This window comes from Bacillus sp. BB081 (assembly GCF_008368895.1).
Taxonomy (GTDB): Bacteria; Bacillota; Bacilli; order Bacillales; family Bacillaceae_G; genus Bacillus_A; species Bacillus_A wiedmannii.
The window spans coordinates 80,031-101,631 of sequence record NZ_QOZX01000029.1 but is presented as its reverse complement, the minus strand read 5'-3'; the positions used below and the strand labels follow the sequence as shown (position 1 = coordinate 101,631).

General features: G+C 34.0%; 19 protein-coding genes. 17 read left to right on the top strand and 2 right to left on the bottom strand.

Annotated elements, in window-relative coordinates; all coding sequences use genetic code 11:
* Positions 1–52: 52 nt before the first annotated feature.
* From DN394_RS15225 to DN394_RS15200, 6 genes are all read left to right on the top strand, one after another.
* Entirely contained in the window at positions 53–736 is a 684-nt protein-coding gene (locus DN394_RS15225) for a DUF3888 domain-containing protein (RefSeq protein ID WP_149293937.1), read from the top strand.
* 1,015 nt (positions 737–1,751) lie between these two features.
* Positions 1,752–3,071, top strand: a complete 1,320-nt coding sequence (locus tag DN394_RS15220; protein WP_097918129.1) for an aromatic amino acid transport family protein — start codon at positions 1,752–1,754, stop codon at positions 3,069–3,071.
* Positions 3,072–3,495: 424 nt separating this feature from the next.
* Positions 3,496–3,849: an ArsR/SmtB family transcription factor gene (locus tag DN394_RS15215; RefSeq protein WP_000526185.1), complete on the top strand. Its 354-nt coding sequence runs from the start codon at positions 3,496–3,498 to the stop codon at positions 3,847–3,849.
* Position 3,850: 1 nt separating this feature from the next.
* Positions 3,851–4,291 (top strand): hypothetical protein, encoded by a 441-nt coding sequence (locus DN394_RS15210; RefSeq protein WP_000021469.1) that lies wholly within the window; start codon positions 3,851–3,853, stop codon positions 4,289–4,291.
* A gap of 89 nt (positions 4,292–4,380) precedes the next feature.
* Positions 4,381–6,135 (top strand): SulP family inorganic anion transporter, encoded by a 1,755-nt coding sequence (locus tag DN394_RS15205; RefSeq protein ID WP_098705709.1) that lies wholly within the window; start codon positions 4,381–4,383, stop codon positions 6,133–6,135.
* A gap of 188 nt (positions 6,136–6,323) precedes the next feature.
* Complete coding sequence (locus DN394_RS15200) at positions 6,324–6,665, top strand: zinc ribbon domain-containing protein YjdM (protein ID WP_016123063.1); 342 nt, start codon at positions 6,324–6,326, stop codon at positions 6,663–6,665.
* Between the two features lie 350 nt (positions 6,666–7,015).
* Here the strand turns inward: DN394_RS15200 and DN394_RS15195 are convergent, their stop codons facing one another.
* A complete protein-coding gene (locus DN394_RS15195; protein ID WP_098705708.1) occupies positions 7,016–7,498 on the bottom strand; it encodes a VOC family protein in 483 nt (160 codons plus the stop codon).
* 516 nt (positions 7,499–8,014) lie between these two features.
* Here DN394_RS15195 and DN394_RS15190 point away from each other — a divergent pair.
* The 6 genes from DN394_RS15190 to DN394_RS15165 all read left to right on the top strand — a co-directional run bounded on the left by DN394_RS15190 (position 8,015) and on the right by DN394_RS15165 (position 14,152).
* A complete protein-coding gene (locus DN394_RS15190; protein WP_098705707.1) occupies positions 8,015–8,527 on the top strand; it encodes a heme-degrading domain-containing protein in 513 nt (170 codons plus the stop codon).
* Positions 8,528–8,572: 45 nt separating this feature from the next.
* The gene (locus DN394_RS15185; protein ID WP_098705706.1) at positions 8,573–9,046 is read left to right on the top strand and encodes a tautomerase family protein; all 474 of its coding nucleotides are present in this window, start codon (positions 8,573–8,575) and stop codon (positions 9,044–9,046) included.
* Between the two features lie 581 nt (positions 9,047–9,627).
* Positions 9,628–10,842 carry an MFS transporter gene (locus DN394_RS15180; RefSeq protein ID WP_098705705.1) on the top strand — a complete coding sequence of 405 codons (1,215 nt, stop codon included), beginning with the start codon at positions 9,628–9,630 and terminating at the stop codon, positions 10,840–10,842.
* Between the two features lie 16 nt (positions 10,843–10,858).
* On the top strand, positions 10,859–11,698 hold the full coding sequence (locus DN394_RS15175; RefSeq protein ID WP_149293936.1) for an aldo/keto reductase: 840 nt from the start codon (positions 10,859–10,861) through the stop codon (positions 11,696–11,698).
* A gap of 406 nt (positions 11,699–12,104) precedes the next feature.
* Positions 12,105–13,166, top strand: coding sequence for a WD40/YVTN/BNR-like repeat-containing protein (locus DN394_RS15170; RefSeq protein ID WP_149293935.1), 1,062 nt, complete (start codon positions 12,105–12,107; stop codon positions 13,164–13,166).
* A 386-nt stretch (positions 13,167–13,552) separates the two neighbouring features.
* A complete protein-coding gene (locus tag DN394_RS15165) occupies positions 13,553–14,152 on the top strand; it encodes a nitroreductase family protein (RefSeq protein WP_149293934.1) in 600 nt (199 codons plus the stop codon).
* 321 nt (positions 14,153–14,473) lie between these two features.
* Here DN394_RS15165 and DN394_RS15160 read toward each other — a convergent pair whose 3' ends face one another.
* A complete protein-coding gene (locus DN394_RS15160) occupies positions 14,474–14,791 on the bottom strand; it encodes a winged helix-turn-helix transcriptional regulator (protein WP_001000104.1) in 318 nt (105 codons plus the stop codon).
* Between the two features lie 304 nt (positions 14,792–15,095).
* Between DN394_RS15160 and DN394_RS15155 the strand changes: the two genes are divergently transcribed.
* From DN394_RS15155 to DN394_RS15135, 5 genes are all read left to right on the top strand, one after another.
* On the top strand, positions 15,096–15,833 hold the full coding sequence (locus DN394_RS15155) for a GTP cyclohydrolase II (RefSeq protein ID WP_000258865.1): 738 nt from the start codon (positions 15,096–15,098) through the stop codon (positions 15,831–15,833).
* On the top strand, positions 15,826–16,929 hold the full coding sequence (gene ribD, locus DN394_RS15150; RefSeq protein WP_098705110.1) for a bifunctional diaminohydroxyphosphoribosylaminopyrimidine deaminase/5-amino-6-(5-phosphoribosylamino)uracil reductase RibD: 1,104 nt from the start codon (positions 15,826–15,828) through the stop codon (positions 16,927–16,929). Before DN394_RS15155 ends, ribD begins: the two co-directional genes overlap by 8 nt.
* 59 nt (positions 16,930–16,988) lie before the next feature.
* Complete coding sequence (locus DN394_RS15145) at positions 16,989–17,558, top strand: 5' nucleotidase, NT5C type (protein WP_098705109.1); 570 nt, start codon at positions 16,989–16,991, stop codon at positions 17,556–17,558.
* 848 nt (positions 17,559–18,406) lie between these two features.
* Positions 18,407–19,636 carry an aminopeptidase gene (locus tag DN394_RS15140; RefSeq protein ID WP_098705108.1) on the top strand — a complete coding sequence of 410 codons (1,230 nt, stop codon included), beginning with the start codon at positions 18,407–18,409 and terminating at the stop codon, positions 19,634–19,636.
* A gap of 146 nt (positions 19,637–19,782) precedes the next feature.
* A complete protein-coding gene (locus DN394_RS15135; RefSeq protein WP_149293933.1) occupies positions 19,783–21,156 on the top strand; it encodes an alpha/beta hydrolase family protein in 1,374 nt (457 codons plus the stop codon).
* Positions 21,157–21,601 lie beyond the last annotated feature (445 nt).

The window sequence follows — 21,601 nt, the reverse complement described above, 5'->3', positions numbered from 1 at the left end:
GCAATAATCTCATCTCTTTTGTTGCATTTTAATAAAAGAGGTGATTGATGGTATGAAAATAAAAATAATTAGCATCATATGTCTTCTGAGTTTTTTATTACCCTGTATTTCTGCTCAAGCAATTGGAAAAAGTGAAAATGAAATCAACGAATATTTTGACATAGATTTAACTGGTTATGAACTTTATTTGTTTGGTGACTTTAATCAAATAGGTTATAAGGTAACGCCACTTACTCAACTGTTTTTAGGTATAGTTCAAACAGAAGGTGAATGGATTGATGAGCCAGTACTATATATTAAGGGGAATAAAGGTTATTTTCATCTTTGGAAAGAGGATGGTATGAATGTTCTTTATACTGTTGAACAGAAAAGTGGTTTTTGGAAAATTATAAATGTAAATAGAAAAAGGATTAACAGAATACCTGTACCAAAAAAAAAATTAAAAGAAGTAGTAATTAATCTTTTATTAGAACCAATAAGCAAAGAAGTTGAAAAATATTATAAGGAACCGAAGCTTTGGTACCGAGGTTCTGAAGAAATTGTTGAAATAACAAAAGACGAAGCAAATTATATTTTCTATGTAACTGTGCAAATTCAAACTTTTGAAGGGGCACACAATCCGCCTTATGGAGAGGACACAATTACTTTTCGTATAAAAGGAAATGAAATAAAACCCATTCAATACAAACATAGAAATATCCCTGAAGAAGAGTTGAAAAAATTAAAATTAAGATGACATTGAAGTGATTTGTTTGCTCACTCCTAATAATGATAATGATGTAAATAAGCTGTCCATATGGGCAGCTTATTTTATTTTTTCGTTTAGCGAAGATTTTTGCGAAATGTTAGCGGTTCTCTTATTGCCATCAAGTTAAAATATGTATTTTCCTAAAAATGTATATGAATGCAATATTGATAATATATATCCTAAAAATTGGTTTATGCATTTAAAAAGAAATTTCTTTTTAACCACGTTAATTATTTATTAAAATATCTTTTTTAAATCAAAATAAAATTTTTAGATAAAGAAGAATATAAATATTTTTAAAATGAGTAGCTTGAATAAACAATATTTTTCTGTGTATTTTGCTGATTAATTCCGTTATAAGCGATAGGAACAAGGGTTACATGCTAACTGTAAATTATTATCCATGTAAAATTATATCCATTAAATATTTCTGAAAATATAAAAATATTAATTTTATAAATATACACGTTATAATGAGGGCGTCGAGAGAAATTTTATGATCTCTGGAGAAAATATAAAAAATGCGATTAATAGAAAGAAAGGCGTGTGATTAGAGGCGAAATGTATGTAAAGTGCTTCAGTGGCTTGTGTAATCAATACCATAAATGCTGCCGAAGTTATGAAAGTGATGTGTAGAATTGAGAAAGAAATGCCTCATAAATGAAGAGAGGCCGGTTTAGCTGAAATTACTGTTACAAGTAAGTAAGAGAAACCATTAAAGTAACACACTGTTATTAGAAATGTTGCAACGTATTTATGAAGTCTATTCAATATTGTTCTCTTAAGCGGTCTTTATATAAAGAGCGGATAGTACGAGTAAACTTTTTTGTGAACGCTAACATTTATGTTAGGACGCTAACTAGCGAATGTTTCAATTTGGATTCATTATGATGAAGGACATACAATGTGGGGCAACTTGTAAGGAATTTATTTTCCAAAAAAGGGGAATGTTCGTTAGCTATAAAGAGATACGCAAGAATAGGATACAAGGGGGAGTTATTATATGAACGGGAATACTGCAAAGAAAATAGAAGTTCAAGCTGAAAATATCGCACTAAAAAATGAGCAATATGCAGATCCGAAAAAGTGGCATAAGCAGGATACTACATGGGCATTGAGCCTATTTGGAACTGCAATTGGAGCAGGGGTGCTCTTTTTACCGATTAATGCAGGTTCAGGTGGTTTATTATCATTACTACTAATTACATTGCTTGCATATCCAGTTATGTATTACTCACATAGGGCACTTGCTAAAATGATATACGCTTCTAATTCTGCTGATGAGGGGATCACAGGTACAATTAGAGAGTATTTCGGAAATAAAGCAAGTATCATTTTTAACATCGTATATTTCGGTTCAATTTATACAATCGTACTAATGTATTCGGTTGCGCTTACAAATACTGCAAGTAGTTTTATCGTGCATCAATTGCACATGCCAGAGCCTCCAAGGGCTATTTTATCACTTGTATTAGTTCTTGGTCTTATCGCTATACTGAATTTTGGTCAAGATATTACTGTAAAGATCATGAGTATGCTAGTGTATCCTTTCATAGCTTCTCTACTTTTTATCGCAATATCTTTAATTCCACAGTGGAATACGTCAATGCTTAGCTTTTCAGCTGTTTCTAATGCTTCAACAGGAACAGGATATTTTGGAACGATACTGTTGATTCTACCAATCATCGTATTCTCATTTAATCATTCACCTATGATTTCATCATTTGTTGTGAAACAGAGAGCTACGTATGGAATAGAAGCTACTGATGCTAAATGTGCGCAAATACAAAAAGTTTGTTATATCATGACATTCGCTGTAGTTATGTTCTTCGTTTGGAGTAGTACATTAAGCTTGACTCCAGAGGATTTAAAAATGGCAAAAGAGCAGAACTTATCAATCCTTTCATATCTTGCTAATGAGCTTAATTCGCCTGTAATCACGATTGCAGCTCCTATCATTGCTTTTGTGGCTATTACAAAGTCTTTCCTTGGCCACTATATCGGAGCATATGAGGTAATGCGTGACGTGATTATGAAGTTTGGTAAAACACGTGGAAAAGATATAGAAGAAAAAACAATTAAGACAATAATCCTTACTTTTGTCGTATTAACATGCTGGTATGTTGCTTATGCAAATCCAAGTATTCTTGGAATTATTGATTCACTTAGCGGTCCATTAGTTGCTGCTATCTTATGTTTATTACCGATGTATGCAATCAATAAAGTAGCGGTACTAGCTAAATACAAAGGGAAAATGAGCAACGTATTTGTTATTATTGTAGGTGTCCTTACTGTTTTAGCAAGTATTAAGTCATTATTCTAATTCACTACTGTTGGTTTTAGTATCAAAATAGTTGGATCTGAGAAAAGAAGGAGCAAGTTTTGAATAGTTTTTTTCAAAACTTGCTCTTAAAATATTCTAATGAATTAATTTTACAAATAAGTTTATTCATATTAGTCATCTAGCGTTTTGGTTATATACTCATCCAATATAATTAAGACCTAAATTGAGAAATTTTAAATATCAAGCGCCTAACGTATTATATATCCCTAATATGTTAGGCGCTTTTATTTTGGATAATAAATTTTGAACCTGAATTTGAATAGTATCTCTATTTGATACTTATTTAATATTGTAAAATTTGTATTGAAAATTCGAGGTTTTAAAAGTATCATATACATATTCAAACATTTGAAGATGTATATGATACTTTTGAAAATTGAGGAAAAGTAACGGAGGGATTTCAATGGGAAACGAAATGCAACAATTTAAAGCAGATTTCTTTAAAGCATTAGCACATCCTTTGCGAATAGGTATTTTAGAATTATTGTCAGAAGGTGAAAAAAGCGTAAATGAAATTCAAGCTATTTTAAATAAGGAAGGATCAGCTGTTTCTCAGCAATTAAGTGTACTACGCTCGAAAAATATTGTTGTTGGTAGGAAAGATGGGAAAAGAGTTTTATATTCTTTACGAGATCCTATCATTGTGGATTTATTGGTTGTTGCACGGAAGATTTTTAACAATCATTTAATCGATACGATTTCAATGTTAGAAGAGCTAGATGAAGCAGAAGGTGAACTGATAGGCAAGGAGGGATAGGTTGAGTATTGAAGTAAAGAAAGTGGACATCATCCAACATGGGATTGAAATATTTCGCTTATCAGGAGCTTATCACGTTTGTAAAGTTTGTATTAACAGTGGGAATTCTTGTTGTTTTTCATGCCAGCATTTACAAGATGGAGTTGGATGTCAACAAAGAAATACAGCTTGTACAGCTTGGTTGTGTGGGATTCAAGGTTTTTTATTTGATCAAATAGGATTACTAGAAGATTGGAAGCGTTTTTGGAGTGAAATTCCAGGACAAATGTTTCGTAGAGATATTACTCCAGATACGGTAAAGATTACATCGTTTATTGATACCAAGAAGCTAGATAGCCGAGATGGAGAACAGCTAGCGAGAAGATTGGAATCCTATGTACAAGAAGGTGGCGATATAAGTAAATTAGAGTGCCATTTAAGCAAAACGTATAGTGAATATTAAGCTTTTGTAAACATGAAGATTTCATGTATAAGGAACGAGAAATGCATTTGTAATCCAGATTGATTAAAAATAGAAAAGAAGGGTTTGTAATGAGAGGTTTATTTACGGGAAGGTTTGAAGGATATTCATTAGGGCATTTTCAAAAGGATCTTCTTTCAGGAATGATTGTTGGAGTTGTTGCGATTCCACTTGCTATGTCTTTTGCTATAGCTTCTGGCGTTAAGCCGGAGTATGGGATTTATACAACTTGTATTGCTGGGATACTCATTTCACTGTTTGGTGGTTCGAAGTATCAAATTGGAGGACCTACAGGTGCTTTTGTTCCGATTCTTTTAGGAGTTGTAATTACCTATGGATACGAAAATTTACTACTCGCGGGTTTGTTAGCTGGAATTATTTTATGTCTTATGGGAATCTTCAAGCTAGGCTCTTTAATTAAGTTTATTCCACGTCCTGTAACAATTGGTTTTACGTCAGGTATTGCTGTTATTATCTTTACGGGACAAATTGCTAGTTTTTTAGGTTTAACAGGTATAAAAAAGCATGAGGAATTTTTAGCGAATCTGAAGGAACTCTTCACTCATATTAATACTACCAATTTCTATAGTGTTATAACTGCTTTGATTTGTTTTTTCGTTATAGTCACAACACCAAAGATTTTGCCGAAAGTGCCAGGTTCATTAGTAGGAGTTGTTGTTTCAACTATAATTGCAACTGTATTTTTCTCGGATCATGTACCTACTATCGGTACAGCATATGGTACGATTCCAAATACACTTCCGCAGTTTAATATACCAGAAATCACACTAGAACGTATAGAACAGTTAATTGGTCCTGCATTTGTTATTGCGATGCTTGGCGGGATCGAATCTCTTTTATCCGCTGTTGTAGCAGATGGTATGACAAATAGTAAACATAACAGTAACAAAGAGCTTGTCGGTCAGGGGATTGCCAATATTGTTACCCCGTTATTTGGCGGGATTCCAGCGACTGGAGCAATTGCTCGTACAGCGACTAATATTAAGAGTGGGGCTGTATCTCCGATGTCGGGTATTATTCATGGGGGATTTGTGTTATTTACACTTCTACTGTTAGCACCATATGCTTCACATATTCCTCTTGCCAGTATGGCTCCCATTTTAATGGTGGTAGCTTGGAATATGAGCGAACAAAAACATTTTTATCACATACTCAAAATGAAGACAGGAGATTCCCTTGTATTACTAGTAACATTTTTACTTACTGTATTTACTAGTTTAACAACAGCCGTGGAGATCGGTCTTATTTTAGCTGTTATTTTGTTTACAAAACGTATGAGTAATATGCTTGTTATATCTAAAGTGCTTCCTGATCATACAAAAAAGAATGAAAAATTGTTACCGCATGTGGTAAATAAATCTCATGACTGCCCACAAATTAGTATTTATACAATAGAAGGGCCATTATTCTTTGGGGCTGCTCAAACATTTGAACAAAATATTTTAGCAACTATTCATTATAAACCTAAAGTTTTAATTTTACGTATGGGAAAAGTTCCTTTTATTGATACGACAGGAGAATCGTACTTTAGGAATATTGTTCAGCATTTCCAAAAACAAGGTGGCGTACTTCTTATTTCAGGAATTCAATCAGAGCTAAAAGTAGCTCTAGATAAGAACGGATTGTATGCTGAGATTGGGGAAGAAAACTTCTTTGATCATACAGGAGAAGCCATTGATTGTGCTTTAAGACATTTGAATGTAAAAAAATGTATAGAGTGTAAGCATTTCGCTTTTCATGAATGTACCGGGCTTTCTCAGGAAATGAATACAAGAAAGAATAAAGAAAATGCATTAGAATATTAAAAAGGTTACTTTGGAGAATGTGGAGAAGATTTTTTACAAGGTGTGAACAAGTAGTTTTTTTATACATTCAACAAATAAGTATCAAACAGCAAGAAGAGAATATCTTCCGTACATTTAAACGAAAAACGGAAATTAAAAATAATATTTATTTAATAGAATACACGAAAACGAGTGGAGGAAATAAAAATATGTCTAGTTTACCAAATTGTCCAAAATGTAATTCAGAATACACTTACGAAGATGGGAATCTTTTTGTTTGTCCAGAATGTGCTCATGAGTGGACTTTAGAATTAGAAGCTGAAAATAGTGAAGATACAAAGGTAATTAAAGATGCAAATGGAAATATTTTAAACGATGGTGATTCTGTAACAGTAATTAAAGATCTTAAAGTAAAAGGAACTTCATCAGTTGTAAAAATTGGTACAAAAGTAAAGAGTATCCGATTAGTTGATGGAGATCATGATATTGATTGTAAAATTGATGGTTTTGGAGCTATGAAATTAAAATCTGAATTTGTTAAAAAGGTATAAATACAATTTTGTTACATCAAAATTAGTTTGAAGTTAATGAATATACACTGTTTTTCAGCTGTACCCCGTGCCCAACAACTTAAGAATTTCGAATTACCTCGAAATGATAAAATGAACTTTTTGGTTATGATTCAGCAGATTTTTTTGTGGGAGTACCATGAAAGTTTAGCTTGCTAGCGATATAGTGCTGCCGAAATATTTGAAATGGCTATAAGACTATTCTTTCGATGCTATGATGAAAGATATGGAAAAGGAATAGGTGTCAGTCAGACCTCAATATTAATCTTCACCATTAGCAACAAAAAGCCACCTTTATAAGAGGTGGTTTTTTTGGTATTAATATATTTAAATTAATCACGTCTAAATGGACCTTTTGGAGCAATAAGCTCTAAATTAGTACCATCTGGATCACGGAAGTAGGCAACGCCTGTACCAAATCCAGATTTCAATCCATCTTCTTCCTGGAAGACAATCGGCTCGCCATCTGGTGCGATCCCAATTGCTTTTAGACGTTCCACAGCTGCATCAATATCTTCTACTTCAAAACAAAGATGCATCGCACTAATTTGATCATTTGAGTAAGAGGCTTTATCTGATTTAGGAAGAACATATTCTAAAATGTCGATGTTCAAATTGTCTAAGTGAAGGTTGGCATATTTAATACGAGTATCTTCAAGTCCTTGGGTTTGCGCCATTCTTTTCCCGCCAATTTCATCGATGTTTGATACTTTCTTACCCGTTAATGCTTCATAAAAAACGATAGATTTTTCTAAATTACTTACAGTAATCCCAACGTGATTTACTTGAGAGAAGCCTGCTGTTTTTTCACTCATTTTTGTTGCCTCCTATTTTTAGGTGGTGTAATGTATTCGTTTCATCAATCTTTTACTGTAATTAAAATGAGCCTTTAGTAGAAGTTCTATTCTAAGTCTTTTGTAACGAGACACGAGAAATATAAGAGTGTTTTTTGATCAGAAAAGAATCTAGTATCGGCTAGGTTTTTTATTTTTCGTTTGTCTTGATAAAAAAACTTTGATGAATTTGAAATATAGCCATTGCGCAAAAAAAGTTTGTTATTAAAAATATTATTCTTTAGTACATACATTTTTAATAAGTTAAATATATTTCATAATAGTCTCTGTAAGAGGAGGATAAGTAGAAAAGTACTTTAAAGTACCTATAGCACTTTAAAGTGCGTACTTTTTATAACTTTGAATATCATTCATAATAGCACCAGTAAGAAGAAAACAAGCTTTACGGTACTACTAGTTACCAACGATGTTACAGCAGTTTATTTGGAATCAGATTGATTGAAAGGTTGTACTATATGGCCTAATAATTTCGAAAAAATGTCGGTGTGGCATAAAACAATTATGGAGGTTAAAGATATGAGTACTTCAAATTTGAATGAAATAAGTAAACAAATTTTAAAAGAGGAGGAAACGCTTCAATTTTCCTCTTTTACAAATGAAGATGCCTTGCAACTAGGTTTATTTATCGTTGAAACAGCAAAGCGAGAGGGGAAATTGATTGCTGTTGATATAACGAAAAATGGTGTGCAATTATTTCATTTCAAGATGACAGGGACAAATGCGGAAAATACGAAATGGATTGAGCGTAAAAAACGAGTCGTTTCCCTGCATGATTGTAGCTCGTATTATATGCAGATACAAAGTGAAATAACTGGAATTTCATATAATGAAAAATATCTTTTAGATACTTCGGAATATGCTGCGTTTGGTGGATGCTTTCCTATCAGGATAAAAAACGTAGGGGTTATTGGAATGATAACAGTTTCAGGATTACCACCAGAAGAAGATCACGAATTGGTAGTAAGAGCAGTTAAAAATCATTTGAACTAATAGTTGTAACTAGTCAATAGATAATTAATTTTAGGGGGCAATACTATGCCATTAATCGAGCTAAATACTTGGCCAACCATGTCAACAGAAGAAAAGAAGGAATTTATTTATAATGTAACGGAACTTACAATAAAACTATTAAAAATTGTCCCTGACAAAATTCAAGTGTTGATAACGGAACTTGAGAAAGAAAATTGGGGTAAAGCTGGGGCTGTAGCAAGTGATGCTACCTTTGCTGAGAAAAGTAGGGTGTCCGATTGGGAGACAAAAGAGTCTTACGATACACCAGGTCGTAACGTTAATGGAATGGCTATTATTCAGATTGATATATGGAATACATTTGATCAAGAGACAAAGGATAAGTGGGTAAACGAACTTACACAAGTAACATCTAAATATACTCATGCACCTTTGGATAAAGTGCTAATTCTTATTCGTGAAATGATTCCAGGGAACTGGGGACAAAGTGGTATAACAGGAGCTAATGCAGATTTCCTTTCCAAAAGTCGTACATTTTAATCATTAAATAAAAAAGGCAAAAATGAACACATTTCTGTTCGTTTTTGCCTTTTTATTATTTGTCTGTGGTAATGAACATGATCCTTTATATGTTTAAGTAATGTTCTCTAAAGTTGCCTCTACGGGAAAGTGTATTTCTTCATTTGAAAGTCTTTTTCATGGAATGTAGATTTCAATTTTTGAGCAAAATAAATTAGGTTATATAAATGTTACTTTTTAGTACCTATAGTACTTTAAAGTACGTACTTTTTATTATGTTAAATATCATTCATAATAGCACATGTGAGAGAGAAACAAGCTTTATGGTACTAGTAATTAACTATGTTACTTTTTAGTACCTACAGCACTTTAAAGTACGTACTATTCATTATGTTACATGTATTTCATAATAGTACATGCAAGAGAAAAGTGAGACGTACGGTACTAAAAAGTACCTATAGTACTTTAAAGTGCGTTCTTTAAAAAGAGAATGAAACCATTCATAATAGCGTTTGTAGAGATTAAATATATTTTTTAGAAGATAAAAGGGCCTTTTTATCGCACTATTATGATAGGAATTATAGGGGAGAGGGGAAACTCAATTGAATTCATATACAGCATCGTCTTCAGAAGTTCAGACGAATCGAAGAAGTATATTTGCGTTATTAGCGCTAGCAATTAGTGCGTTCGGGATTGGGACAACTGAATTTGTTAGTGTCGGTTTATTACCATCTATTTCTGAAGATTTACATGTGTCGGTTACAACAGCTGGTTTAACAGTTTCTTTATATGCGTTAGGCGTAGCGTTTGGGGCTCCAGTATTAACGTCATTAACAGCTAATATGTCACGAAAAACGTTATTAATGTGGATTATGATTATTTTTATTATTGGTAACGGAATCGCAGCGGTAGCAACAAGCTTCACTGTATTACTTATTGCGCGAATTGTTTCTGCACTTTCGCATGGTGTGTTTATGTCAATTGGTTCAACAATTGCTGCGGCACTTGTCCCAGAAAATAAACGGGCTAGCGCGATTGCGATTATGTTTACTGGCGTAACAGTTGCGACTATTACAGGGGCACCAATTGGAACATTTATTGGTCAACAATTTGGCTGGAGAACATCATTTTTAGCAATTGTAGTAATTGGAATTATCGCCTTAATTGCAAATAGTATTCTCATTCCATCTAATATGAAAAAAGGTGCGTCTGTATCATTCCGCGATCAATTTAAACTGATTACGAATGGAAGACTGTTACTAGTTTTCATTATTACTGCATTAGGATATGGGGGAACATTCGTAACATTTACGTATTTATCTCCGTTATTACAAGAGGTAACAGGATTTAAAGCAAATACGGTTACTATCATTTTATTAGTGTATGGAATTGCCATTGCGATAGGGAATGTGATTGGCGGAAAATTATCCAATCATAATCCAATTCGAGCGCTATTCTACATGTTCTTTATTCAAGCGATTATATTATTTGTTTTAACATTTACGGCACCATTTAAGGTAGCTGGGTTAATCACAATTATTTTAATGGGGCTATTCGCATTTATGAATGTTCCAGGGTTACAAGTATATGTCGTAATGTTAGCTGAACGATTTGTACCGAGTGCTGTCGATGTTGCATCGGCAATTAATATTGCAGCGTTTAATGCTGGGATTGCTCTTGGTGCTTATTTAGGCGGTATTGTAACGAACTCGTTAGGGTTAATTCATACTGCTTGGGTAGGCGGCATTATGGTAGTAGGTGCTGTTATTTTAACAGCGTGGAGTATGGCATTAGAAAAACGAGATCAAGTAAAATAAAAGGAGAGAAAATAAAATGAAAAACTTACAAAGTACAACAAAATTGCATAACGGTGTAGAAATGCCTTGGTTCGGTTTAGGTGTATTTAAAGTAGAAGAAGGACCAGAACTTGTAGAAGCAATTAAATCAGCAATTAAAGCAGGGTACCGTAGTATCGATACAGCGGCGATTTATGGAAATGAAGCAGCTGTAGGTGAGGGAATCCGTGCAGGTATTGAAGCAACTGGAATTTCAAGAGAAGAATTGTTTATCACTTCAAAAGTATGGAATGCAGACCAAGGATACGAAGAAACAATTGCTGCGTATGAAGAGAGTTTAAAAAAATTAAAACTAGATTATTTAGATTTATATCTTGTTCATTGGCCTGTAGAAGGGAAATATAAAGATACGTGGAGAGCGTTAGAAACACTTTATAAAGAAAAGCGTGTACGTGCAATTGGCGTAAGTAATTTCCAAATCCATCATCTGCAAGATGTAATAAAAGATGCAGAAATTAAGCCAATGATTAACCAAGTAGAATACCACCCTCGTTTGACACAAAAAGAATTACAAGCTTTCTGTAAAGAACAAGGTATTCAAATGGAAGCATGGTCACCATTAATGCAAGGACAATTATTAGATAACGAAACATTACAAGAAATTGCTGAGAAACACGGTAAAACAACAGCGCAAGTTATTTTACGTTGGGATCTTCAAAATGGAGTTATTACAATTCCAAAATCAACGAAAGAACACCGCATCATTGCAAACGCTGATGTATTTAACTTTGAGTTAACGAAAGAAGATATGGAAAAAATCGATGCATTAAACCAAAATCACCGCGTTGGTCCAGATCCTGATAACTTCGATTTCTAATAAAAATGAGTAAAAAGAGTGCGAAAGTTGCACTCTTTTTTTTATTTTCTATTCAATAAAGTGTTTCTGTTTATATTATGACTTTTAAATTACTTTAGGCGATCTAAAGAACTGATTAACAGTATTAAAGTTTGACATAAAATAATGCATTCTATATTATGTATGCTATAGCATGTAAATTGCGATTTATTTGGAGGTGGCATATGGACTTATATGAGTTAACAGGACATCTTGTTTATCATACTGATGTGAAGTTAACAAATGATATAATGCAAGTTATTAATCACATATTCCTTATAAAATTTATCATTTATATGCTATAGCATATAAGTTTCATCTCATAACTTGTAACGGAAAAAATTTAAATAATACAGTAGATATATTATGAAAAGAGGAGATTTTAGTTATGGAAAAATTCATAGTAGCGTTTGATAGAGAACTTGTAATTGCAGAAAAAAAAGATTCAACATGGAGCGTCCAATCGCAGTTTGTAGGTGCGAATCCAGTTGCTTTAGCTTCTGATCCATACGACCCAGAAAGAATGTATTGTGGTACTTTTGATAGGGGATTATGGAGAAGCAAAGATGGAGGAAGTTCATGGGAAGCGATTGGTACGTTACCTTCGTTTGGTGAAGTGTTCCCAGCCGATGCTATTCATATGAGAGCTATTACAGCGGTTGCTGTATCTCCAGCGAAGGGGGATGACGGTAACGGGATTGTATATGTAGGAATTGAACCGAGCGCAATGTTTGTATCTAAAAATGGAGGAGACAGTTTTGAACTGCTAACGGATTATCGACAAATACCATCGTATTCATCATGGTTCTTTCCTCAACGAACATATACGCATCATGTAAAACACATTGAAATTGATGCTAATAATCCAGAAACTATTTATACGACTATTGAAGTTGGGGGATTAATTAAAAGTGTAGATGGCGGTATGACATGGACTGAGGAAAAAGAGGGGAACTTTCACGTGCTTAAATCACATCGCAATGCCCCAAATCGTTTATACGGGGTGTTAGGTGATTCATTCTTGAAAGAACCAGGTCAAGAGTATGCGGAGAGTAATGATGGAGGTAAGACTTGGAACTATATGTGTAGTGGGCTAAAGCATCATTACGCATATCAAATGGCAGTTAACCCAAATAATCCAGAAAATATTATTATCGCAACATCGTCAAATCCACACGTAGCACATGATTACAATAATGGAAATTGTGAATCATATATTTATAAGAAAGAAAAAGATCAGCCTTGGGCAGAAATGAATGCAGGTTTACCAACTCCCAAAGGCACAATCATACCAGTATTAAAGGCAACAAGTGATGGAACGTTCTATTTATTTAGTAATAAAGGTGTTTATCAGTCGGTAGATAGCGGTTCAAATTGGACATCATTAGAGATTCCTTGGGAGAATAGATTTACGGAACAACATCCTTATGAGATGTTAATCATTAAATAAGTAACGGATATAGTCTTTACTACTATTCATTGGTAATGTTTAGTTGAATTTAAATTAAAAATGAAAAAAGCCAGGTAATGCGTTATTCATGCTGCCTGGCTTTTTTGACCATCAATTTAAGGTTATTTTCATATTTGTGTAAATATGAAACAAGCAGGATACATGAATAGAGAATGGGTAAAATAGTACCGAATGATGATTAGATTTTATGAATGATGTTATAAGGATTTTTTTAGGGAAACTGAAGGAAGCAGTGTGTTTAGATTCAGAATGACTAGCAATTGGTGTTAGGGAGTTCAATGGTTCAAAAATGAACTCATTTCAACTCATATTATCTTCGCAATGTATCATTTTGAAGAATATTAAAACTTAGGAGGAAATGAATTATGACAAAAGATTTCTATACTGCACTGAAAGAAAGACGTACTTACTATGGAATTAACAAAGAGGTACAAGTATCGGATGAAAAAATTAAAGAAATCGTGGAGTTTGCTGTGAAATATACTCCATCAGCTTTCAATTCTCAAACTGCGCGATTAGTTGTATTATTTGGTGAAGCTCATAATAAATTATGGGATATTACAACTGAAACATTAAGAAAAGTAGTTGGAGATGGAGATTTCTCAGGAACGCAACAAAAAATGGATTCTTTTAAAGCTGGTTATGGAACAGTACTATTCTTTGAAGATGAGGCTATCGTTAAATCGCTTCAAGAAAAATTTGCTGCATATGCTGAAAACTTCCCAATTTGGTCACACCAAGCATCAGGTATGCACCAATTAGTCGTGTGGACAGGATTAGAAGCAGAGGGATTAGGGGCATCTTTACAACATTATAATCCATTAATTGATGATGAAGTGAAAGCGGAATGGAACGTTCCTGCTAATTGGAAACTAATTGCACAAATGCCATTTGGTAATCCAACGGCTGCACCAGGAGAAAAAGAATTCCAACCACTTGAAGAGCGTGTGAAATTTCATAAGTAATAAAGTAAAACTTTAATTAGTATTGGTCTTACTGTCCGTAAATAACGGGGGAAGCTAATTGTATTGTGAAAATAAAACTGTTTAGTTACAAAAAAGTTTATTCGTTCTTTTTATTAATCGAGTATGTATGAATAAAAGGTGTTAAAAACACTATTTTAATCTTTAAAGGAAAAAGGTGATCGTTTTGATCACCTTTTTTTATTTCTTTAATTTTATTCATTAAAAAACGCTAGGTTTTCATAAATGCTTGAAAACCTAGCGTTTTAATCATAGGTATCTGTAATTTGATTACTTAAAAATATATACGAAAAAGCTTTTATGCTATTCCTCAAGTTCTATCCATTCCTGTGACCATTCTTCTATTCCGCGAATAATAGCTTCCAAAGCAAATCCTTTTTGAGTTAAAGAATATTCTATACGAACTGGTGTCTCAGGAAAGACTTTACGTTCGACAATTCCTTCTAGTTCTAATTCTTTCAATCTTTCTGAAAGTAATCTTCCGCTAACAGGAAGAGAAGATTCAAGCGTACAAAAGCGCTGAGATCCAGAAAAAAGTTGGTAAATAATTAGTGCTGTCCATCGTTGGCTAAAAAATTTCATTCCTTTTTCAAAGCGAGGGCATAATGTAGAATCATTCATTTTCCTTCACCTCCTAAAATAAATTATATAACATCTTACTATTAGTAACAAATGTTTTTATAATTAATTACTTGACGTAAATTAATTACGAATATATACTAACTTACATAAAGTAACTAAGTTGTTTTATGTAACTGAAACTCTTTTCTTTAAATGGCCAAAGTTGTAATAATACATATTGCATATAAGCTGAGAGAAAAAAGAATATCATCTGTAAAAACACTTACGTTGTGTAAGTTAAACAATAAAAAATATAACAATGGAAGAGAATTTTTTAGAGATTCTCTATACTAGGAGGTACCAAATGGTTACAACAGATACAATTCATATGTTAGAAGATAAAATTCAATTTATACATCAAGATGGAAAGGATATATATTTAGTAGGTCCTATCAAATTGCCAATTAATTTATATGGGGAGACTAAAGTTTTCCAATGGTATTCTTGGTTACAATGTAGTGAGGTTACAAATAGTGTAGAAGGAATTATTGAAAAACTTTCATCTATTAATTTAGCTGATATGCAGCAATCTAGTGTGCTTGTATATGGTGATTTTGAGAATTCTGAAGATGCCCTAATTCGTATGCATAGTATTTGTCACACGGGTGATATCTTTGGTAGTAAACGTTGTGATTGTGGATTCCAATTAAAGCAGTCTTTACAAATGATTACAGAACATGGTTCAGGCGCTTTATTTTACTTAGCGAATCATGAAGGAAGAGGGATTGGCTTGTTTAGTAAAGCGATGACGTACCTCTTGCAAGAAAATGGATTAGATACAGTAGAAGCTAATCTAAACTTAGGTTTTGAAGATGATGTTCGAAACTATGATGATACAATTGAAGTATTAAAAGCACTACGCTCAAAACCTGTAAAACTTATTACAAATAATCCGAAAAAATTAGAAGCGTTACAAAAAGCTGGATTAAATGTTACGAGTCGTGAACCGTTATGGGGGGATGTCTCAGAGTTTAATGAGAAATATTTGCAAACGAAGATTCAGCGTTCTGGACATTTTGAAGGGGGACACTTACATGCTTGAGCATGAATTGTATATGAAGCTAGCACTAGAAAATGCCAAGGCTATGAAGGGACAAACCACTCCAAATCCACTGGTTGGATCTGTAATTGTAAATGATAATCGAATTGTAGGGATCGGAGCACATATGAAGGCTGGTGAACCACATGCCGAAATACATGCGATACGTATGGCGGGAGAGCAAGCCCGTGGTGGTACAATCTATGTAACTCTTGAACCTTGTTCTCATCATGGAAGAACAGGACCTTGTGCAGAAGCAATTGTACAAGCAGGAATTAAGAAGGTAGTAGTTGCTACACTTGATCCAAATCCACTTGTTTCTGGAAGTGGAATTAAAATTCTGCAAGATGCTGGTATTGAAGTGCTTGTAGGAGTATGTGAAGAAGAATCTAAAAAGATGAATGAAGTCTTTAATAAATATATTATGACAAAGCGCCCATTTGTAACGATTAAATCAGGAGTTACATTAGATGGGAAAATTGCTACTTCTTTATCGGATAGTAAGTGGATCACATCTACAGAGGCAAGACAGGAAGTACACCAAATACGAAACGAAAATGCAGCTATTTTAGTAGGAGCGAATACTGTACAAAAGGATAATCCATCATTGACAACGCGTATTCCAAATGGAAGAAATCCAATTCGAGTAATTTTGGACTCAACATTACGCATACCAATGGAAGCTAACGTTGTTACAGATAGGGAAGCCCCTACCTGGATATTTACAACAAGTAATCATGCAGCGGAAAAAAAGAAAGCATTAGAAAATGCAGGAGTCAAAGTATTTGTTACTAGCGGAGAAAAGCATATAAACTTATATGAGATGCTTGATGTTTTAGGGCGAAAAGGAGTTTCCTCCCTGCTCATTGAAGGTGGTGGAGAGGTAAATGCTTCGTTTATTGAAAATAAATTGATGGATAAACTTATTTTATATTTCGCCCCTAAAATTATTGGGGGGAGATTGGCCCCTAGCTTTGTAGAGGGGACTGGTATTACTAAAATGCAAGATGCAATTGAATTTAAGGATATATCATTTACCCAGGTTGGAAAAGATTATAGATTTATTGGCTATCCAGAATATCGGAAAGATGAGAAATAAGGAGATTAAAAACTACTTATATTTTCCGATGAATGGATTGCAGAAAGGAGCGATGAAGAGTGAAGTTTGGATTTGATATCGATGATACATTAATTGATTTAAGGCAGCATGCTTTTCATTTATATAATAAAAAATTAAACAAAAAAGTAGGATTGGATGTGTTTCATTCTTTAAAAATAATTGAAATTCATGAAGCATTTGGCATGACTTCGGAGGAAGGCAGTCATATGTGGAATAGTTTGCTGGATGAGATTTATTATACTTCTTGTTCACCGTTTCCGTATGCAGTAGAGACATTGCAAGAATTAGAAAGACAAGGACATGAAATTTACTATATAACGGCGCGACCTAAAGAGCATGGAGAGCAAACAAAAAAATGGTTAATAGAAAAAGGTTTTCCGGTACATGAAGATCGCTTTTTCTATGGAATGAAGGATGAAGAAAAAATACACTTTATACAAGAAATGAAATTAAACTATTTCTTTGATGATAAGCCGGCTGTCTTAGAAACATTAATAGGAAAACCGATAAATGTGTATGCAAAAACTACTTCTTACAATCAACATCTCAATATCCCGCGTATTACAAGTTGGACAGAGTTAGGAAATATTATAAAGAAAAGTATGTAAAGATTTAATTAGAAAATTAAATAGAGCCAAGAGCATATTGAGTATTACAATTTTAGAGGAAAGACATATGTCATATGTCTTTCCTCATTTTTTTGGGGATTACAGGGAATATCACATATCCATCAACTTAAGAATTTTATAACACCCAAAGCAAAGAAATGTACAATTTCGCATGAAGTTGTACATTTCTTTGTTTTGGGGGGCACTTCAAAATGTTAGCTTGATGGGCATGGGGTACCGCCCACATTTTAACGAAAATATATGCTAAGAAAGTTTTGACATAAAAAAGCCGATTTTTACCCAGTTAAGAGTACATCGGCTCGTTAATATTTAGCAGTAATTTCTTATCCATTTATGCATAAAGATCTTACCGTTATCGCTGCCGTTGTTAGAATCCAGTTTTACATAGGTTGCTACCAAAAATTTGAAAAAATAAATTTAATTGCTTGAAAATTCATTTCGGATGATTTATATTTATATTAAATGATAGATTTATATATCAAAAATAACTTTATACAAAGAAAGGTGTGACTGAGATTGTTAAACGCCCCATTGATGGGAAGCATTTAGGTGCAGCAGCATTGAAATGATTGGGAAGAAATGAGTGAGCCTTCACAATAAAGAACGCTATAACTTTATGTAGTGCTTGATACCCTTGTATTAGATTATTTGGTAAAAACATCGAAACTCATTGAAATATATTTCTGTCTAAGTTGTTATCATGTCTTGATGAAAAACGTAAAAAATAGACAAGAGAAAATCCTGGAAAACCTGTTCAGAAAGTATGGTATGAAGGCAAGTTTGTGAAGTGAATTCAAAAACAATTGGACAAAAGTGAGGTAAATAATATGACTTTTGAAGAAAAATTACAAGCATATGCAGAACTTACGGTAAAAATTGGTGTCAATATTCAACCAGGGCAATACTTATTAGTCAATACATCAGTGGATGCATTGGATTTCGTCCGTATAGTTGTGAAAGAGGCTTATAAGGCTGGGGCTGGGCGTGTTCATGTTAATTTTTCGGATGAGGAAATGGATCATGCTTACTTTGATCATGCCTCAGATGAAGAATTTAATCGTTTCCCAGAATGGATAGTTAAAATGAATGATGAGCTGATTGAACGTAATGGCGCACTATTAATAATAGATGCTACAGACCCCGATAGATTTACAGGTATTTCAGCTGATCGTCTAGCTACCTATCAAAAGGTATCAGGAGCTGCTCTAGGAAACAATCGCAACGCCGTAATGAAGGATTTAATAGCTTGGTCGATGGTAGCAGTTCCTTCATCAAAGTGGGCATCGAAGGTGTTCCCGAATTTAGCAGCTGAGGATCAAGTACCAGCATTATGGGAGGCTATTTTTAAAGCTGTTCGTATCGGTGAAGGAAATGTGGTTGAAAAATGGTGTGAACATGTAACAAATTTAGAATCTCGTGCGGTCCTATTAAACAATAAAAAATATGCGATGCTTCACTATACAGCGCCAGGTACTGATTTAACAATTGCATTAGCTCCACAGCATAAATGGATTACTGGAGGTGGTAAAACGCCAAATGATACTATCTTTATGGCTAATATGCCGACAGAAGAGGTTTATACGTTACCGATGAAACAAGGTGTAAATGGCTATGTAAGCAATACAAAACCATTAGTTTATCAAGGGAATATTATCGACGGTTTTAAACTGACATTTGAAGAAGGAAAAATTATTAAAGCTGAAGCACAGATAGGACATGATTTGTTACAGGAGCTTATTAATGTGGATGAAGGCGCCTGCTATTTAGGTGAGGTAGCACTTGTACCACATCTATCGCCAATTTCAGCATCGGGGATTTTATATTTTAATACATTGTTTGATGAAAATGCCTCGAACCATTTAGCGATTGGTAAAGCTTATCCAACTTGCTTAGAGGGTGGAAGGGATTTAGATAACGATCAGCTTGAAACGTTAGGTGCAAATAGTTCAGTAATACATGAGGACTTTATGATTGGCAGTAGTGAGATGGACATCGACGGTATTCTACCAGATGGAACTGTAGAGCCAATTTTCCGTAAAGGTAGCTGGGCATTTTAAGTTTTTAATTTGAAGAAAAGAGTATAGTGGATGAAACGATTATTAAGCATAATTGGTGCAACTATATAGGTGTTTCATCTGTTTTTGCTCAGATTGAAAATTACCTCTTTAATTAGAAGTAAAATGCATTCAAAGGAGATAGGCCAATGAATTTCTGGGAAATCGTTTTGATAGTTGTGAATTTTAGTCTATTGAGTTGGATACTGTTAGTAGGCAGAGAAACGAAAAAGTGGTCTAAATTAGCTACTTTGGTTGCTGTTGTAATGGTTACAGTTCAGCTATTGGTAGAAGGTTTTAGATGGCAGATGATTCCGGCATATGCATCCCCAGTTATCTTGATTTTATGCTATTTATTAGCTGGGCGAAAAAAGGGCTTTAGAAGCCGGGGTATATTCATAGTTAAAACTTTGCTGTTGTGCATCTATTTGTCTGTAGCAGTTGTGCTACCCTTACTTATGCCAATATTTTCATTTGAAGAACCAACTGGCCCACATAGGGTCGGTACGAAGCTATATCATTGGGTTGATCATCAAAGAAATGAACCATATTCGCAAAATCCAACTGATCGACGCGAACTGATGGTGCAAATTTGGTATCCTGCAGCTGAAAAAAGCAAGGAGGATCAAGAACCTTACATTCGTAACATAAATGAGCTCTCCAAGGGATTGGAAAAAACATTGTCCATTCCTACATTTGCATTCAGCCACTTAGAATTGGGAAAATCTCATTCGTTTATGGATTTACAGCTCTCAGACTCAGAGAATCATTATCCCATATTACTTTTCTCTCATGGTTTTAATGGTTTTCGTAATCAAAACACGTTTGAAGTTGAGGAGTTGGCTAGTCAAGGCTATATTGTTCTAAGTATCGATCATACCTTTGATACTGCAGCTACCGTCTTTCCAGATGGTCGAGTTGCTTACGTACAGCCCTTCAATTTAACTGATGACGAAGGGGATAGCCACATAAAATTATGGGAGGAAGATGTCACCTTTGTGCTTAATCAGATAGAGAAACTTAACCAAAACGATGAGACCGGCTTCTTTACAGGAAGGCTTGATACCTCACGAATTGGAATGTTTGGGCACTCTTACGGTGGAGCTACCGCAGCACAAATACTTGCAAAAGATTCTCGTGTCAAAGCAGCTATTAATATGGATGGCGCCTTGTATGGGGAAATTTTACCTGAAAGTGGGATTGGAAAACCATTTCTGCTCATGAGTGCAGAAGAGCCTGATGAAGCAGATCCCTATAAAGTGAGGGAGCGATATGAACGTGGGTTAGCTGGCGGTGGTATGTCAATGGTCATTCCTCATACAGATCATACAAGCTTCACTGATTTACATTTGTTCTCCCCACTGTTGCAGAGCCCAGGTGAAAATCCAAAGGAAGTTCATCGCGTTATCAACGAATTCAGCCTGGCATTTTTTGACCAGTATGTAAAACAGAAGGATGACGGCTCAATCCTTAAAAGGCTGATGACCAAATACCCGGAAGTGAATTTTAAAGTAAACCGATAACTTTATGCAGAAAGTACCTTCATTATAAAATATTCAGTAATTAAATGAAGTACAAATGGATTCAATGAAAAAATGCTGGGAAAATTAGCAAGAAGGATAACCATATTAGTGAAAAAAATAAAAATATCACAAGGGAACATCGTGAAAAATAGCTTAAAAAACCCAGCTAATGTGATTATTTTCTCTACTAAGAAAGCGACTCGTACCATTTCCTTTGGCTTTTGTATGTATTACATCCAAAAATTAATCTCTTCATCGTCATCTACATAATGAAATGCTAAAAATGAAACATTCAAAGTACTATCAGTTTCAGTAATATAATTCTTTTGGAAAAGCTAAATTTAGCAGCTGGACACTTTGTTTGAGATTGTTTATCATAATATCAAATGATATATTTATCTATCAAAAAATGACGAATTTATATATAAAAAGGGAGAGATTGACG